The organism is Gammaproteobacteria bacterium (assembly GCA_029881255.1).
GTDB lineage: Bacteria > Pseudomonadota > Gammaproteobacteria > S012-40 > S012-40 > JAOUMY01.
The window spans coordinates 990,077-1,006,776 of sequence record JAOUMY010000001.1 but is presented as its reverse complement, the minus strand read 5'-3'; the positions used below and the strand labels follow the sequence as shown (position 1 = coordinate 1,006,776).

Sequence of the window (16,700 nt, the reverse complement as noted above, 5' to 3'; positions counted from 1 at the left end):
CACGTGAAGCAAACTTTTCCTTTTGAAACGATAGGAATAGTGCATTCGTGCTTTAAGGAAAAATTCGGGGTTCCACGACAACCCGGGCTAACCCCTTCAGCACATGCACGTGTGGAACTGTTACCGCCATTTAACAATCCCGAAGCAGTGTTGGGACTGAAGGATTTCTCTCATATCTGGATTGTATTTGTATTTCACAAACACCTGGACGCAAACTGGAAACCCCGTGTTCGCCCTCCACGACTAGGGGGCAATGAATCTGTTGGCGTGTTTGCCACACGTTCAAGTTTTCGACCAAATCCCATCGGCATGTCAGCAGTAAAGTTGATAGATATCGAATTTGACCAGGGCGTGAATCTCTTGGTATCCGGACATGATCTTGTCGACGGTACGCCCGTAATCGATATTAAGCCCTATATTCGCTACGCAGACAGCTTGCCAGATGCGAAGAGCGCCTATGCGCAGCACCCGCCAAACAACAAACTCAATATTGTGTTTTCCACAGATAGCCATCAGGCTCTTGCCGAGAATCCGACGTTAAAAAACCTGATAGTTGAAACCCTCGCCCTAGATCCTCGTCCCGCATACCATCAACATACACAGGAAGAAAAAGCCTATGGTATGAAAATACTCAACTTTGAGGTAAAGTTTCGTTTTTCCGAAGAGACTGTAACTGTTTTGTCGATATCTCCAAACGACACTCCAGGCATAGGAAGCGACTATTGAAAACACACCATATTGTGGCCTGCGCTGTTTTATTGCTTGCCGCTAGTTCCAACGCATTTGCTGCGTCTTTCAACAAAAGTCTCGGCATTGTCGTTGGCGACCTGACTGGTATCAGTTTTAAATACTGGACTGGCAAGGGTGCGCGATCGGGGCAAAACCACGCGTACGACATTGGCGCTGGCTGGAATATCGGCAGGAACAATGTCGATATACAACTAAAAGCCGATTATGTCGTGCACAAACCGGATCTAATACCGGTAGAAGTTGGCAAGGCGCTGTTCTACTATGGATTGGGCGTTCGCGCTGTCACGGGAAGAGACCAACATCTGGGCGTACGTATTCCCATCGGAATTAATTATCTGGTGCAAAACGAACCATTCGATGCGTTTTTGGAAATTGCACCCGTAATGCGTATCTTTCCATCGACATCGCCAGATCTTAGTATTGGCTTGGGTGTGCGCTATCAGTTCAAATAAGAAATTTATAATCGACAACAACGTAGAGAGGGAGTAAATTCACATGAAATCCGGACAAATCATCCTGTTATTGATATTCAGCCTGTTTCTTATCCAACCCGTATTTGCCGGTCCCGGCCATGCAGATCACACACATTCTCATGACGTAGATGCCGCTGGTGCGCAAAAAGCAGCGCTTTCCGTACTCAACACCCTGGTAAACAGAAATAAAATTGATTCCTCATGGAAAGATGCGAAACCAGGAAACGCAGAAAAGAAAACCGTTGGCGCAAACACCGAGTGGTTAGTTACCTTCAACAATGCCCAGGAAAAAGATCCCGCCAAAAGCACGTTATATATTTTTCTTACGACCGAAGGTAAATATGTAGCGGCAAATTTCACTGGCAAATAAACGCGAGACCTAGTTGGTCGAAAACAATTTTTGCCACCATCGCTTTCGATTGCCTGGTTGTGGCAATGCCTCAACAAGATTGGTCGGTTTCAACTTCGACATAATCCAGCCTGGAAGCGGTGGATTATCACTGTATCCACATGACACGCCCAGGTTATTGGGATCAAAAATCTTGATATAGCCTGGGTGTTCGCGACTGTCGACATAGACTATACCGCAGTAATCGTAGTCATGTTCGGTACGTAGCAGTGTATCCATGTGCCGTATAAATGTGAGTACCTGTTCACTCGATGCCGGTTCGTCAGGAGGCGCTTCACCAACAGCATAGATATACCAGTCAGCCGCTGCATCTTGCGCAACCGTTTCCCACAAGGCAGCCAACTGAGGCCAACGCAAAATGCCAATGAAACTCCCGCGGAAAGCCGCGACAAACGGGTGCGAAGCCGTTTCGCTCATCCTTCGGCCTTATGTGGCTCACTGGCGTGGGTTAGGTACAAAGCCAGCCCGATCAACGCAATTCCTCCGGCGAGATACAGCAGACTGATGGGACTGTCATAGTTCATTCCGATTGCGTGCTCGAAAAACTTCACTACCAGTATCATCAAAATCACTTTCGCCAGGCGATTTTTCAGATCATCCAGACTTTCAATAACCAACACATTTCCAGAAACCTTTTCATCTTCCTCTTCCGCACTATCAATCTTGCTGATAAACAACTCGTACAAGCCTAGCGCAAAGATCAACAACACAGTCGCCAGCAAGTAACCATCAACGATTTCGACCACATGTGTCACCGTGGAGCTACGTAGATGGTTTCGTTGTTCCAGTGTCAAATCGGGCGATGCGTACTCGAGAAGATGAGCCATCATATAAAATGCATCAACCGTTGCGATATAAAACATAGCAAAACTGGTTAAAAGACTAGCCACTACTGCAGCCAGCACCACAAAACGGCTTCGCCAAAGAGCTTTTTCAAACATTCAGGTTTCCAAATTCAGGGTTAGCTCTGATAAAGTAAGCAAGCTTGTAGGACTTTGCAAGCGCAATTGATAGGGGCTCTTTTCAAATGAACATCCTGGTTCTGTACTATAGTCGCGGGGGTAAAACTGCCGAAATGGCCAATCTTGTGGCAAGAGGCGTCGAAGAAACCCAGCGCTGTACGGCTATTGTAAGAACCGTTCCTGAAGTTTCTGCGGTATGCGAGTCAGTAGCTGACAGTATTCCAGATAAAGGGCCACCCTATGTCAGCCTGGAAGAATTGAAAAACTGCGCGGGTCTGATACTTGGCAGTCCCGCCTATTTTGGCAACATGGCCGCGCCACTCAAACATTTCATCGACAACACCAGTAGTCTCTGGCTCTCTGGCAATCTTGCCGGCAAACCTGCCGGCGTATTCACCTCAGTATCTACTATCCACGGTGGACACGAAACCGCCTTGCTTTCGATGATGCTACCCTTGTTACATCACGGCATGCTAATCAGTGGCATCCCCTATACGGAAAAATCTCTGCACAGCTCTACTAGTGGCGGCTCACCGTATGGCGCCAGTCACTTTGCCGGAACAAATAACGAAAATGGAATCAGTAAGGAAGAAAAAGAATTGTGTCGCGCGCTTGGCAACCGTGTGGCAACACTCGCGCATAGACTTTTCAGCTAAAAAAGTTGGACCTGTGTTGACTGTTCCCGATGCTCTAACCAGGATCGCACGAAAGGGATGGTAATCTTTCCCCGTTGCGCAGCCAGACTCACCTGATCCAACTCATCAAGCATTTGCTGCAAGGCAGCCATATCGCGTGGAAAGCGCCTTAGCAAATATCGGCCAACATCTTCGGGCAATGCAAAGCCGCGTAATCGCGCACGCGCCTGCAATACCAGCACTTTCTCCTCATCGCTCAAAGCCAACAGTTTATAGACAAAACCCCAGGCAAGTCGCGAATGTAAATCCGGTAACTGTATCCCTAGTGCCGCCACGCTACGATCCGCGGCAAAAATGATTTGTGCCCCTGTATCAAACGCGCGGTTGTACAAGTGAAACAACGCGGCTTCCCATTGAGTATGACCCTCAATCTCGTGCACGTCGTCTATGCAGATTAGTGACAAGGTTTCCAGGCCATCCAGAACTCCAGTGTCTTCTTCTCGCAATTCAGCCAAGGGCAGATAGACCGCAGCGCCCTGATGCTTTTCTGCCTGACGGCAGGCCGCCTGTAACAAATGGGTTTTTCCCACCCCGTCCGCACCCGACAAGTAAATTGTCCCGTCCGAAGGCTTTCCTTGCGAAGCCTTTTGCAGGTGATCGACTATTTCTTGATTCGGACCAGCAAAATAATTACTGAAAGCGGCGTCATCGCGAATACGCATTGCCAAGGCTAGTTGCGCAGAACCCTGCATTAACGACCACCCCCATACAACTGACTTTGAACATACCGCTCATGGGCGTGACGCAATATCACCATCAAAACTGCCGCGACCGGCAAAGCCAGCAAGATGCCAAAGAATCCGAATAATTGTCCGCCCGCCATAACCGCAAATATAACAGCTACCGGATGCAGACCGATGCGGTCACCAACCAGAAAAGGAGTTAATAGAAAACTTTCCAAAACCTGCCCAACGCCGAAAACAAGACCTATATAAACCAGATAGATAACGTCCTGAAACTGCAGCATAGCCGCAGCGCCCGCAATCACGATGCCGACAATAAATCCGAGGTAGGGCACAAAACTGACAGCGCCGGCCATCATACCAATGAGCAAGGCCAGATCAAGACCGACTATCCACAACCCTATGCTATAAATTGTCCCCAACGCAGCCATCACCGACACCTGACCACGCACAAAAGCGCCCAATACTTCGTCAGACTCTTGTGCCAGCCTAACTGTGGTCGCCTCAAAACGACGAGGGATTAGCTCATGCACGCGCTCGACCAGAATATCCCAGTCACGCAAGAGATAAAACGTTAGCACCGGAATCAATACGATATTGGCAAAAAAGCCAATAACTGCCAGCCCTGAGGACGACAGCGTAGACGCCACACCTTTCACCACCCCACCGACACCAGAAAATGCCTGCAACACCGCTTGCTTGAGACTTTCAAAATTGACGGAAGGATCGAATTGGCCTAACTGCTGTTGTAACCAGGGCAAAAAGATATGTTGCAGTCGATCAAGATAAACGGGGAGTTTCTTTATCAGCACACTGATCTGCCCTTCCAGCATGGGAAGCAGTATCAAAAGCAATAACAGTATCACGCTAATAATTAGCGCGAACACAATCAATACTGACACCGAACGGGAGAGCTTACGCTCCAGCCTGTCAACTAGTGGATCACCCATATAGGCCAGCGTGGCAGCCACAATAAAAGGCGTCAGTACCGGAGATAACAAGTAAAGTAAGAATACGCATGCCGCCACGAGGGCGAACACAAACCATCGACGGGAGTCATTCATGTACATTCAGTTTTCTTTTTGATTGCAGGGCCCGCAACGACCAGATTCTCACATATGCTGCGCCGCTGACGACGGTGGTAACTGCCGTAATATAAACGAGAAGTGCCAGATATGCCGCCTCGATTGGTAAATAAACTTCCGCAGACACAACCACAAAAGCTAACAGGCTCTGAAAAAAGGTATTCACTTTGCTGATGTTACTGGGCTCCATACGGAAGCGCCCAAAGGAATAATGATAGGCCACTCCACCTGAGACTATTAACGCATCACGCAATAACACCAGAGCGATGATCCACGCGGGTAGCAACCCTATCAAGCCGAGGGTCAGGTAGGAACAGACCATCATGATCTTGTCGGCCAGGGGGTCGAGTATCGAACCCAGGCGACTCTGCCAGCCAAAATGGCGAGCGATTACGCCGTCAATGGCATCCGAAGCCGCCGCGACAAAAAACACCGCAAGCGCCGTTTCGTAGTCACCAACATAAAGCAGATAACATATTGGCGCGACCAATATGATCCGCATGATGGTCAAAGCATTAGGTATATGCCTCATTGCATCAAACGATAAGCCAGGCTTGTCCCTTCTCCACTAATAGCGCCGCCGTCCTCTGCCAGCACCTGTCCCAAAGAAATCGCTCGTGAAAGCGCCTGTTGATCACTACGCAATTCGATCTGATAAGTCACTTGATCAGCCTCGACACGTGACAATTGCATACGAGAAATCTGCGCCAGCGATTCCAGATACCGAGTCGCTCTAACCAGATCCCGTATATTCTTCACTTGTCCCACGCGCATCCGCAAAACCCCCTGATCGGCGCCAGCCACTGACGAGCTGGTGTAACGGGCAGCGATATTGTCGGCTAAGCCCCAAACACCTTCTTCCAGCACCTGAGACATATCGACCCCTGTCGACTCCCAGGTCTTTGTTTGTTCACCATGAACCAAGGTCCAACGGGCCTGCCAGTTACCAAACGGATCGAGAAATATTCTGCCATAAAATATTTCCTCTGCCGGATAGCGGCCCGAAGCACGCACGATATTTTCACTAAATCCGCCCCACACATCGGATACCTTGATATTCACCTGATCTTCGAGGTCGAGTAAAGGATAAAGTAAGGGGATCCCGCGATTCTTTGCCTGCGTGTCGATTACCGCCACGATTTCTCTACCCTCATTTGCATCGAGTAGATAGCGACGATCCGTATCTTGTATAGCTATCCACACCAGAGTAGCTGGGCGAGCATTACTCCACACCGGTAAGCCAGCCTTCCACAAGGCCTCTTTTACCGATTTTTCGTCAAAAACCACGCGCAGCACCTGATCGCTCGCGTTAGCACCGAATGCGGGAATTCCGCTTTCTGAGGCGCGGGCGTAGCGGAATTGGCGGATATATTTGCGCGTTTCAGCCAGCAAATTGGGGATCTCCGGCAGCAACATTACCTGGCTGTTTCCAGTCACCCTTATCAACATCAGCTCCATGGCCTTCTGGATGGCAGCCTCCCGTTCCTCATTGCGCTGGGATTCCACTGGAATTTCCACCTTGTAGAGACCGTCAACGTTAACAGCCATGGCCTTCCCGGCAAACAACAGCGCAAACAGCACCAACATCTGAGTCGTTTGCCCACAAAACACCTTAGAACAATGTTTAATCTTCAATGACTTATATCTTCCTCTTTGAATTGCCACCATATTATCAGATAATTCGTCCTTTTTCGGATACATCAGTTCCGACCATTCTACAGCGAGACCCAAACCACCGTGAACGAAAAATCCCTTAGTTACCAAGACGCTGGCGTAAATATTGATGCCGGTAACAAGCTTGTCGAAAGAATCAAACCTTTTACTGCTGCAACCAATAGGCCTGGAGTACTTGGTGGACTTGGTGGTTTTGGCGCTCTATTTGAGATTCCGGTCGATCGCTATCGAAAACCGGTGTTGGTCTCAGGTACCGACGGCGTGGGTACCAAGCTCAAGCTCGCTCACCAAATGGGTAAGCACGACACTATAGGCATCGACCTGGTCGCCATGTGCGTTAACGATATCATTGTGACAGGTGCCGAGCCGCTTTATTTCCTGGATTACTATGCAACCGGCCACCTGGACACCGATGTGGCCGCAGATGTCATCAAAGGGATCGCAGAGGGATGCACACAGTCCGGTGCCGCCCTGACCGGGGGCGAAACCGCGGAAATGCCTGGCATGTACAGTCCTGGCGACTACGATCTGGCCGGATTTTGCGTCGGTATCGTCGAGAAAGATGAGATCATTGATGGCAGCACAGTTAAAACCGGTGACAAATTGATTGGCCTGGCCTCAAGTGGTCCGCACTCCAATGGCTATTCATTAATTCGCAAAGTCCTGGAACTCAGCCAGGCAGACCTGGCGTCCCCTTTTGAAGGGAGCACATTGGGCGAAACGCTGCTGACACCTACGCGTATCTATGTCAAATCCATACTTTCGCTCAAACAAAAAGTTTCCATCAAAGCACTGGCGCATATAACTGGCGGTGGCTTGCTGGAAAATCTTCCACGGGTGATGCCGCAAAATACCTGCGCAATGATCGACGGCAACAGTTGGTCCATGCCTCCTGTGTTCGATTGGTTACAGAAACAGGCGAATATTGAAACTAAGGAGATGTTACGCACCTTTAATTGCGGCATCGGTATGGTTGTTATCGTCAGCGCAGAAGAAGCGGACCAGGCTATTGCAGAATTGGAAACCACCGGTGAGCAAGCATGGTTGATCGGCGAGATCACACACTCTGACGACGAGGAACCCGTCGTTCGCGTGACACGTTAATTTGTCATGTACAACACAAAAGTCGTCGTACTGATTTCAGGTAATGGTTCCAATCTGCAAGCCCTAATCGATGGTCAGCAATCCGGTACTTTGCCGATAAAGATCGCTGCGGTCATCTCTAACCGCCCAAATGCCTACGGTCTGACACGAGCCGCAAACGCCAATATCGAAACACAGGTTATCAACCACCAACAGTTTGCCGATCGAGAGTCGTTTGATCTGCAATTGATCGAAACGATCGACCGTTACCGTCCCCAGCTCGTGGTACTGGCCGGCTTTATGCGCATCCTGACCCCGGAATTTGTTGCGCACTATGAAGGCAAGCTACTCAACATCCACCCCTCCTTGCTACCCAGTTATCGAGGATTGAATACACACCAGCGTGCGCTGGCCGCTGGGGAAAAATATCATGGGGCGACTGTCCACTTTGTTACACTCGAACTCGACGGTGGACCATTAATTGTTCAGGCCAGGGTCAAGATATTTGAAAATGACGCTGCGGCAAATCTGGCCAAACGCGTACAGGAAGTGGAGCACATCATTTATCCTGAAGCTGTCAAATGGTTTGCCGAAAATCGTTTAATCATGCGCAAGGACAAGGTCTATCTCGATGGAAAAGTGCTTGAAACGCCTGTTATATACTCTGGTGATACTGGCTGGCCTGCCAGCCTTTCCTTGCAGAGCCCAGAACAACCACACTGAAGCGCCAGCCCCTGGACTCCCTCCAGCCTTCTCAGCCTATTACGATGTCAAAATCGGCCCCCTGAAAGTTGGCGAAGCCACACGCATCCTGACCTGGAATTCATCCACACCGCATGAATATACGTCTACGTTAAAAACCACCGGTTTTGCCGGCTACCTGCTCAAAAAGTCTGAGACGCGAGTCACACATTTCGACATCCATAATCGTCTACTGAGACCATTGGATTACGCCTATTCCGATAACAAGGGAAACGTCGTTGCTCAACAATTCGACTGGCACACAGATACCGCCCACTCAACGATAGGTGTAACCAAACGAACCTATCCGCTAGAAAAAGGCAGTCTCGATCAAAACGTTTACCCCCTACAAATCATGCAAGACCTAGCTCAAGGTAAAAAGGAGATGATGTATCACATCACAGAAAACAAAAAGTTAAAGGACTTTCACATCAAGCTCCAAAAGAAAGAGGCAATAGACACCTATCTTGGCCGACTCGACACGCTGGTGGTCCATGCTGACACCGAGTTTTTTAGCACCAGCCTCTGGTGCGCCCCTTCACTCCAGTACTTGCCCGTTCAAATACAATACGCCGAATCAGGATTAACCTTTACCGCCTACCTCACCCGACTGGAAGGCGCTTTTCCATTGTTACCATCCGGAAATATTGACTAAACATCGGTCTTTACAACTAAAGTCTTACTCGAAAAAGGACGAAATCATATATACGGGGGCAGGAGAACTACCTAAGTCTATATACCATAAAATAATAGTTAGATTAGTTTGCAAACCACTGGAGAGAATATTTTATGAAAGCGTTGAGAGCCACCTTACTGGTATTACTCGGAACCCTGCTCGTTTCCGGAACAAGTTTCGCGGAAAAAAAAGAGGTTCCTCCATTTATCGATGGTACGACTCGCGTATCTGCCGAGGATTTAATTGAACTGGTTGAAGGTTCACCTCAACTCGTCATCCTCGACGCACGCAAGAAAAGCGATTTTCAAAAAGGTTTTATCGAAGGTGCGATTAGCCTGCCTAATACAGAGACAACAAAAGATTCTTTGGCCAAGCATGTCAAGTCCAAAACCACACCTATTGTTTTCTACTGTAACGGTGTTAAATGCGGACGCAGCGTTAAGTCTGCTAAGGTTGCGCTAGCCGCTGGTTACAAAAAGGTCTACTGGTTCCGCGGCGGAATGGAAGAATGGGAAGCGAAAGGCTTACCCGTCGTTCATCCGTAATTACTCGCTCTAGCAAGGAGGGGTGATACAACCCCTCCTACGCTAACCGAATATAACTATTATTATGATTAATCGTGTTTCACTCAGGCTGTTAACCTTAGGTTCCGTTATTGGAATTGGAACCATTGCGGTGACACTTTCCTTTTTCTCCGCCAGTCTATTCAAAAATGCGGCAGAGAGCGAAGAAGTCCGTATTTTGTCACGCATTACACAGGTCTCGAGCCAGGAAATTATCAAGGAGCTTGCACTAATCGCGCAGGACCTGGGAACAACAGCGGGTAAGTCTTCCGAATTCCGCAATGCATACACTCAGCTCGATGAGCCGGAAAACAGTGAATTCGTCGTAAATCATCTCAATGAACAATTTGCTCAACGCTTCGTAACTTCGGGCTTATTGAAACTAAATAAGCTGCGTTTATACGATCAGGAATTACGTTTTACGTTAGAGAGTAGCGAAGGTATTAGTGGACTCCCTCGCAAACTGCCGACAAATCTTTATGAAACGGCCAAAGTGCGTAAAGGCGGTGATCGCTTCAAGGCGCTATCCGAACTTTGGATTTCTGACCACGGCCCGATGCATTCTGTGCTAGTGCCGGTTGGAGGCCTGCGTCTTTCTGGTTATTTGGAAGTAGTGGTTGACCCGGCTTTCAATCTACGCAAACTCGAAGAAGTTTTAAACACGGCCGTGCGCATTAAAAGCATTCATTCGGAAGAAACATTTAAAACCGACAACTGGCCCTCAACACTTGATGCCAATAGTCTGGTTGTTCCGTATGAATTAGCCGACGCCGCTGGCAAGACATTGCTCGTTGTGGATATTGTGGAAAACCTCGAGAAATTCAACAGCAGTTTCTTCAAAACACAGCTTCTGTCTGTAGGCACAATGCTTGTGTTAATCGTCATCGGGGTAGTGGCAACCGTCATTGCTATGCGTAAGTTTCTACTCTCACCCATGAATGACCTGATTACCAACATGGAACAGGTTGAGGATGGCAACTTAACCATAAAAGTCGAAGCCAATGGACTGAAAGAAACCCATCGCCTTGGCCGGTCCTTGAAAAGTCTGGTTCAGAGTCTTAGTTCGCAGGTCACGCAAATACACACCCACGCGGGACATTTGTCCAGTGCGGCTGAAGAATTGGCCATCGTCACCGGTCAGACCAATGGTGGCGTACAGGAACAACAGAAAGAAACAGACCAGGTGGCAACAGCCATCAACGAAATGTCTGCAACAGTGCAGGAAGTTGCGCGTAACGCTGAAGCCGCCGCTGAAGCCGCACGCAATGCTGATACGGAAACACGTACCGGTCAAAAAGTGGTTTCGCAAACTATGACCGATATCGATGCGCTAGCGCGCGAGATCGAGCGGGCGACTACCGTAATAAACAAGTTAGAATCCGATAGCGAAAATATCGGCTCGGTTATGGACGTAATTCGCGGAATCGCTGAACAAACGAATCTGCTGGCACTGAATGCCGCTATTGAAGCGGCTCGCGCTGGTGAACAGGGACGAGGATTTGCCGTCGTCGCCGACGAGGTCAGGGTACTCGCCAGCCGCACACAGGAATCCACTCGAGAGATTCATGAGATGATTGAGCGCCTGCAAAGCGGTGCCAAAGACGCCGTAAATGTTATGAACGAAAGCCAGGAACGTGCGCGGGAAACCGTTGAACAGGCGGCCAAGGCCGGTACATCCTTACAGACTATTGCCAGCGCCGTTAGCAGCATTAATGAAATGAACACCCAAATTGCCAGTGCGGCGGAAGAGCAGACCGCCGTCGCGGATGAGATCAACAACAGCATCGTCAATATCAGCAAAATAGCCGAAACCACCTCACAGGGTGCAAGCAGGACGGCAGGTTCGAGTGAGGCACTCAAGGAGCTTGCTACCAAACTGCAGTCCGTCGTCACCCGCTTCCGTGTCAACTAACATCTATTCGGGCAACAAGGCCTCGCCTTTAACGATGTCTTCCAGCGTTTCGCGTTGGCGGATAATATGAAACCCTGCGCCGTCAACCATAACCTCAGCAACACGTGGGCGAGAGTTGTAATTCGAACTCATGCTAAACCCATATGCGCCGGCAGAACGCACTGCAAGCAAATCACCAGGCGCAATGCCAAGCAAGCGATCCTTACCCAGGAAATCGCCCGTTTCGCAGACGGGACCAACCACGTCATATGTCTGCTTCTCATGCGCTGAGCTTTGCACTACGGGGATAATTTCCTGCCAGGCACCGTATAAGGACGGACGCATTAAATCGTTCATTGCAGCGTCTATAACGGCGAAATTCTTATCCGAACCATGCTTAAGAAACTCCACATTTGTCACGAGAATTCCCGCATTCGCCGCTATCGCACGTCCAGGCTCGATATGTATAGATAACTTTCTATCCCCCAGACGCTGATCGATGGCATCGGCATATTCGGACGGTAAGGGTGGTTTTTCATCGCGATAGCGCACACCCAGGCCGCCGCCCAGATCGATGTGCTGGATAGTGATACCTTGTGCCTTCAATTCATCGATCAATGCCAACACCCGATCAAGCGCATCAAGAAAGGGGCTAAGTGTGGTCAATTGTGAACCGATATGACAGGCAACGCCTTTGATCGACAGATGTTCGCTAGCCGCTGCACGTCTATACACGTCCACCGCGCGTTTGATATCAATACCAAATTTGTTTTCTTTCAGGCCTGTAGAAATATATGGATGAGTCTTGGCATCGACATCAGGATTCACTCGAACGGCAACCGGTGCTTTAACACCTAACTCAGCCGCTACCGCATCCAGACGATTCAGCTCGTCTATCGATTCAAGATTGAAACAATGGATACCCTGTTCGAGGGCATAGCGCATTTCCTGAGCCGTTTTACCAACACCAGAAAAAACCGTTTTCCCGGGATCACCGCCCGCTTTGATGACGCGAAACAATTCACCGCCGGACACGATATCAAAGCCGGAGCCCAGGCGAGCCAACAGGTTCAACACGGCCAGATTAGAGTTGGCTTTTACGGCATAACACACCAGGTGGCGATGTCGTTTGAGGCTGTCACTAAACGCATGCCAGTGTCGTTCAAATGTCGCGCGAGAATAAATATAGCAAGGAGTCCCCACATTACGGGCTATATCGGCCACTTTCACCGATTCCGCATACAACTCACCGTCACGATATTCAAAATGATCCATACTACTATTCCTGATGTAATTTTTTCTGTTTCGTCGTGTTTTGCTTTTCTGCCGAGGCCGGTAAATACAATTCGCCTTTATGTCCGCAGGCATTGCTTGTCAGCGCAAACAACAAAATCAGCACTAGCATTTTTAACAGTTTGCTCACCACTATTTCTCGACCAGCTTGTCTGGCTTGAATTCAAGGGGCGATAGTTTAACAATAGCCGCAATTTAACGATAGGTCAGAAATCGAACATGTCCGAACTAATGGAAGCCATCACCATCGATACCGCTGCAAACGTCCAAACCAGTATTATCTGGCTACATGGACTGGGGGCCGATGGTAACGATTTTGTTCCGATCGCCGAAGAACTTGGACTGGATAAGACCCTCGGCGTACGATTTGTTTTCCCTCATGCACCGCGACGCCCAATTACCATTAACAATGGCATGGTCATGCGCGGATGGTACGACATAGACAATCCGGATCTGGGACGCTACCAGGATTTAGCGGGAATCAAGGAAAGCGCCGAAAGAATCAATGGCCTTGTCGACAAGGAGCTTTCTCAAAACAGATCGGTGGTACTCGCGGGATTCTCGCAGGGAGGCGTAATCGCACTACAAACCGGGCTGCATTACGGTAAGACACTTAAAGGCATACTTGTCCTATCCTCTTACCTGGCGCGCCAGGAATCCGGGAACTTCGGTCATCCCGCCAACCGCAACACCCCGATAATGTTAATGCACGGCGTATACGATCCTGTAGTACCGTTGGCGCTTTGAAAACAATCACAAAGCTCGCTAACGGCGGCCGGCTATTCGGTGGAATGGCGCGAGTACCCTATGCCTCATAGCATACATACGCAACAGATTAACGATATTCGTGATTGGCTAAAAAAGATACTGAAACAATAGAATTCAAGTGAAATCTATTTATTTAGTTTTTCTTCAATGCGCTTCTTGTAGTTCAAGAGATGTTGAATACTTGGTTTCTGGCCTTTCTTCAGATTCATTAATTCTGGACTTAATACCATGCGCGTAATAGATATCTTTCCTTCGACGCCGACTTGCTTGCGTACTTCGTCAAATACTTTTGAGCCTAATTCTGCCGAGCTCAGTTCCTGCCCTTTGAACGTAAATTTGAAAACCGTTTTTCCTTTTCTCAAATCTCCATGAGCAAGCAGATCATACGGTATTTGGGCATGCCGCAGGTTCATCAAATCCATTTCAGTAATTTTGAATTTTAATCCTTCTTTTTTCATATTATAGAAGCCAAGAAGCTCATTTTCTCGATGCAGAAATTCTCGCTCTATTTCGCTTTCTTCATCATTTTTACACGCGTAGTGCTTTAGTGAATCGGCAATAAATTGGTAATAGTCATGCAACAATCCAAAGGTATCTACTCCCTCATACTGCTGCACCGAAAGTGCGCCGTTTTCGTCAAGTATCCACACCGCACTCCCCTTCTTACCTTTCTCATAGAAAACTTGCACTTTTCCAGGCTCGTTCATTTCGAGAATACTGCGCAAAGGCTGCGAATTCAACGACTGCTCGTCTATGCATGCCCCGCGAAAGTGGTTTACCGGCATACTCATAAAGGCCACCAACTGCGATAGCGAGCTAAAGCGCTGCGCGGTGAATTTTTTCTCCTTGCGTTCAACTACAAAGATATTTTTCGCCGCTTCAGTCACAAATATCCCACGCTCATTGTTATCTTTTTCAAAGAAAAACTCATAGGCATGCCGCACCAGACTCTCTACACGACGGTTAATGATGTGACCGAAATGAGAGGCTACCGTACAAAACTCAGGAATCGACAAAGGGTGACGACTCTTATTGCCGTCCTTATCCAGGCAGAAATTTAGAAAATCACAGAAGAAATGAAAAATCCCTTCCATCTCCTCATACTGCATTACATAGACTTCGTTCCAACTTGTCGTATAGACAAACTCCATGGAGGACACGAGACTGTCATCCATAGATCCGTATTTGAGCACATCCAATCCCCCGGATATTATTTCCTTTTCTATTTTCTCTCCGACCATGCGCGGAATACGCCCAATATTGATATAGAACCGTGTCTCCTTAACGTAGGGGGAATATTTCAACACGTCGCTGTCAGCGGAAAAGTTTTGTGGATTCTTGCATAAGTGGCTAATGTCTTCGAGTAGCGTATGCAATACGGAATTCTTCATATCGCAACCTGGCGCATACAACATCTTTCGGGTTTCAAGATTCACAACTCTGTTAAAGTAGGCCCAGACCATCAATTCCACTAAGCACGAAGTCGTCTTCAATGGCTTAAAATCCTTGAAATCTGCACCTGTTACCTTTCCACGATAGAGCAGCCAACGATCGCCGCTCTTTCCTTTCGCTTGAAGAAAAGTAACCAACTCTTCACTAATATTCGTCTTAAACCCGTGACTAACAATTTCAATCTTTCCAGGCTTTTTATCATAGACCGCGTAAAGCTTACGCCCAAGAATGGTCAGATCACGCTGCTTGATCAAGGACTCTTTGTTCATTTTTCGTGCAAAGTCAGACAGCAACATATAACTTTTGGTCAAATTGTCAACCAATGGCTGGCGCGCTTTTATCACATCATCGATACGCCAATCTTTGTACGTGTCCAGACGATGACAAATCACGTCAGTCCATCCCCACGAGAAGGTAGTTTCACGCAGCATTTTTTCGCGCCAATCTTTTTTCATCTGCGTCGACATCTGCGATAGCGCAATTCCGACTTTAAAATAAAAACTTATCCTAACAAGCTCCAGTCTGCCTTTTTCATTTTCCCGACCAATATATTGTTCAAGATAACGCATCAACATAATATACGGATCAAGCGTATTCAGGTCAGTATTCCCATTATGAACTTCTCGCTTAAACAAGGACGATAACGTAGCGCCATTTGGGTAGTCACTGGCATACGCTTCCATTAGAGTAATTTTCAACAATGATTTGTAAGGAGAATCGATAGCTTTGTTAAGCTGCCAAACAGCGGCACCTAAAAATTCTTCTGCTGGGATATTTGGTAGCCCTCCGAAATCAACACATTCCTGTTCATCAAGCAATTCATCTTTTAGATATTTGGCTTTTAGAGATTCATAATCATGCTCGTTTTCAACTGGGATAAACCACCAAAACGGATGCTTGCCCGCAACCCACACGCCGGTTCGATAAAATTCATCCAACAGTAGTCTGTGTTGCGCACTTCCACTACTTTCGGTGGAAAGATCAACTAGCTTTCCCTCTTTAAACTCATTCGCATTCATCAGAAAGAAATGCACTTCAAGCCCAAGCTCTTCGGCCCAGTTTTCGATAGCAGTCGCCTTTTTCTGCAGACTATCAAGTTTGTTTTCTTTTATTGCGGGGTTGTAGCAAAGCCAGACATCAAAATCGCTCTTGTTGGAAAACGCGATACTACCCACGCTACCCATCAAGAAAATCGAATCAATCGCAAAAGACCATTGCGCCCGTTTTTGCACATCAAAACCTCGCCACAAACGTCTGGCAAGAACCAATGTTTTTTCTTCTAAAGCATAGGCTGAAACACCATGAGGCGTGTCGGGACCGACATATCCTGGTAAAGAAATGTTGTTTATGTGAAAGAGAAGGGGGAGTAGTTCCAGAAAATCTTTTTGTTTAGGCTGCATAATGGATATGCAACGTTCTATTCGCTGTTGGTTTAGCGATACGAAACGTTGTCGTACATCGTTAATCCACTGTGCATCCTGCGACATGTTCTTGTCGATTCT

At 48.0% G+C, this 16,700-nt stretch carries 19 protein-coding genes; 10 read left to right on the top strand and 9 right to left on the bottom strand.

Translation table 11 applies throughout. The features are described 5' to 3' along the window. Nucleotides 1-3 precede the first annotated feature (3 nt). Genes tsaA through OEZ43_04645 form a run of 3 tightly spaced genes read left to right on the top strand, consistent with a single transcriptional unit; the run spans nt 4 to nt 1,593 of the window. Entirely contained in the window at nt 4-726 is a 723-nt protein-coding gene (gene tsaA, locus OEZ43_04655; protein ID MDH5544859.1) for a tRNA (N6-threonylcarbamoyladenosine(37)-N6)-methyltransferase TrmO, read from the top strand. Next, complete coding sequence (locus OEZ43_04650) at nt 723-1,202, top strand: hypothetical protein (GenBank protein ID MDH5544858.1); 480 nt, start codon at nt 723-725, stop codon at nt 1,200-1,202. Before tsaA ends, OEZ43_04650 begins: the two co-directional genes overlap by 4 nt. Nucleotides 1,203-1,245: 43 nt before the next feature. Further along, nucleotides 1,246-1,593 (top strand): DUF6488 family protein, encoded by a 348-nt coding sequence (locus OEZ43_04645; protein ID MDH5544857.1) that lies wholly within the window; start codon nt 1,246-1,248, stop codon nt 1,591-1,593. A gap of 9 nt (nt 1,594-1,602) precedes the next feature. Here OEZ43_04645 and OEZ43_04640 read toward each other — a convergent pair whose 3' ends face one another. Beyond that, entirely contained in the window at nt 1,603-2,049 is a 447-nt protein-coding gene (locus OEZ43_04640) for a hypothetical protein (protein ID MDH5544856.1), read from the bottom strand. After that, nucleotides 2,046-2,573, bottom strand: coding sequence for a YqhA family protein (locus OEZ43_04635; protein ID MDH5544855.1), 528 nt, complete (start codon nt 2,571-2,573; stop codon nt 2,046-2,048). Before OEZ43_04635 ends, OEZ43_04640 begins: the two co-directional genes overlap by 4 nt. 86 nt (nt 2,574-2,659) lie before the next feature. On the opposite strand from OEZ43_04635, the gene wrbA reads away from it, so the two are divergent. Further along, nucleotides 2,660-3,250: an NAD(P)H:quinone oxidoreductase gene (gene wrbA / locus OEZ43_04630; protein MDH5544854.1), complete on the top strand. Its 591-nt coding sequence runs from the start codon at nt 2,660-2,662 to the stop codon at nt 3,248-3,250. Here wrbA and hda read toward each other — a convergent pair. The 4 genes from hda to OEZ43_04610 are packed head-to-tail and all read right to left on the bottom strand — an operon-like array spanning nt 3,247 to nt 6,758. After that, entirely contained in the window at nt 3,247-3,981 is a 735-nt protein-coding gene (gene hda / locus OEZ43_04625; protein ID MDH5544853.1) for a DnaA regulatory inactivator Hda, read from the bottom strand. The genes wrbA and hda overlap by 4 nt on opposite strands. Continuing rightward, nucleotides 3,981-5,042, bottom strand: a complete 1,062-nt coding sequence (locus OEZ43_04620) for an AI-2E family transporter (protein MDH5544852.1) — start codon at nt 5,040-5,042, stop codon at nt 3,981-3,983. Before OEZ43_04620 ends, hda begins: the two co-directional genes overlap by 1 nt. Beyond that, nucleotides 5,029-5,589 (bottom strand): CDP-alcohol phosphatidyltransferase family protein, encoded by a 561-nt coding sequence (locus OEZ43_04615; protein MDH5544851.1) that lies wholly within the window; start codon nt 5,587-5,589, stop codon nt 5,029-5,031. The genes OEZ43_04620 and OEZ43_04615 overlap by 14 nt, the downstream gene beginning before the upstream one ends. Further along, on the bottom strand, nt 5,586-6,758 hold the full coding sequence (locus OEZ43_04610) for a DUF2066 domain-containing protein (protein ID MDH5544850.1): 1,173 nt from the start codon (nt 6,756-6,758) through the stop codon (nt 5,586-5,588). Before OEZ43_04610 ends, OEZ43_04615 begins: the two co-directional genes overlap by 4 nt. Before the next feature lie 36 nt (nt 6,759-6,794). Between OEZ43_04610 and purM the strand changes: the two genes are divergently transcribed. From purM to OEZ43_04585, 5 genes are all read left to right on the top strand, one after another. Further along, nucleotides 6,795-7,835 carry a phosphoribosylformylglycinamidine cyclo-ligase gene (gene purM / locus OEZ43_04605; GenBank protein ID MDH5544849.1) on the top strand — a complete coding sequence of 347 codons (1,041 nt, stop codon included), beginning with the start codon at nt 6,795-6,797 and terminating at the stop codon, nt 7,833-7,835. A gap of 6 nt (nt 7,836-7,841) precedes the next feature. Continuing rightward, nucleotides 7,842-8,537, top strand: coding sequence for a phosphoribosylglycinamide formyltransferase (gene purN, locus OEZ43_04600; GenBank protein MDH5544848.1), 696 nt, complete (start codon nt 7,842-7,844; stop codon nt 8,535-8,537). Then, nucleotides 8,458-9,210: a DUF3108 domain-containing protein gene (locus OEZ43_04595; GenBank protein MDH5544847.1), complete on the top strand. Its 753-nt coding sequence runs from the start codon at nt 8,458-8,460 to the stop codon at nt 9,208-9,210. Before purN ends, OEZ43_04595 begins: the two co-directional genes overlap by 80 nt. Before the next feature lie 134 nt (nt 9,211-9,344). Then, the gene (locus OEZ43_04590) at nt 9,345-9,776 is read left to right on the top strand and encodes a rhodanese-like domain-containing protein (GenBank protein MDH5544846.1); all 432 of its coding nucleotides are present in this window, start codon (nt 9,345-9,347) and stop codon (nt 9,774-9,776) included. 64 nt (nt 9,777-9,840) lie between these two features. After that, nucleotides 9,841-11,706, top strand: a complete 1,866-nt coding sequence (locus OEZ43_04585) for a methyl-accepting chemotaxis protein (protein ID MDH5544845.1) — start codon at nt 9,841-9,843, stop codon at nt 11,704-11,706. A 3-nt stretch (nt 11,707-11,709) separates the two neighbouring features. Here OEZ43_04585 and lysA read toward each other — a convergent pair whose 3' ends face one another. After that, the gene (gene lysA, locus OEZ43_04580; GenBank protein MDH5544844.1) at nt 11,710-12,960 is read right to left on the bottom strand and encodes a diaminopimelate decarboxylase; all 1,251 of its coding nucleotides are present in this window, start codon (nt 12,958-12,960) and stop codon (nt 11,710-11,712) included. Nucleotides 12,961-12,964: 4 nt separating this feature from the next. After that, complete coding sequence (locus tag OEZ43_04575; protein MDH5544843.1) at nt 12,965-13,108, bottom strand: lipopeptide precursor; 144 nt, start codon at nt 13,106-13,108, stop codon at nt 12,965-12,967. Nucleotides 13,109-13,197: 89 nt separating this feature from the next. Here OEZ43_04575 and OEZ43_04570 point away from each other — a divergent pair, with 89 nt between their 5' ends. Next, nucleotides 13,198-13,725 carry an alpha/beta hydrolase gene (locus tag OEZ43_04570; GenBank protein MDH5544842.1) on the top strand — a complete coding sequence of 176 codons (528 nt, stop codon included), beginning with the start codon at nt 13,198-13,200 and terminating at the stop codon, nt 13,723-13,725. A gap of 146 nt (nt 13,726-13,871) precedes the next feature. On the opposite strand, the gene OEZ43_04565 is transcribed toward OEZ43_04570, so the two are convergent. Continuing rightward, nucleotides 13,872-16,685, bottom strand: a complete 2,814-nt coding sequence (locus tag OEZ43_04565; protein MDH5544841.1) for a class I adenylate cyclase — start codon at nt 16,683-16,685, stop codon at nt 13,872-13,874. Nucleotides 16,686-16,700 lie beyond the last annotated feature (15 nt).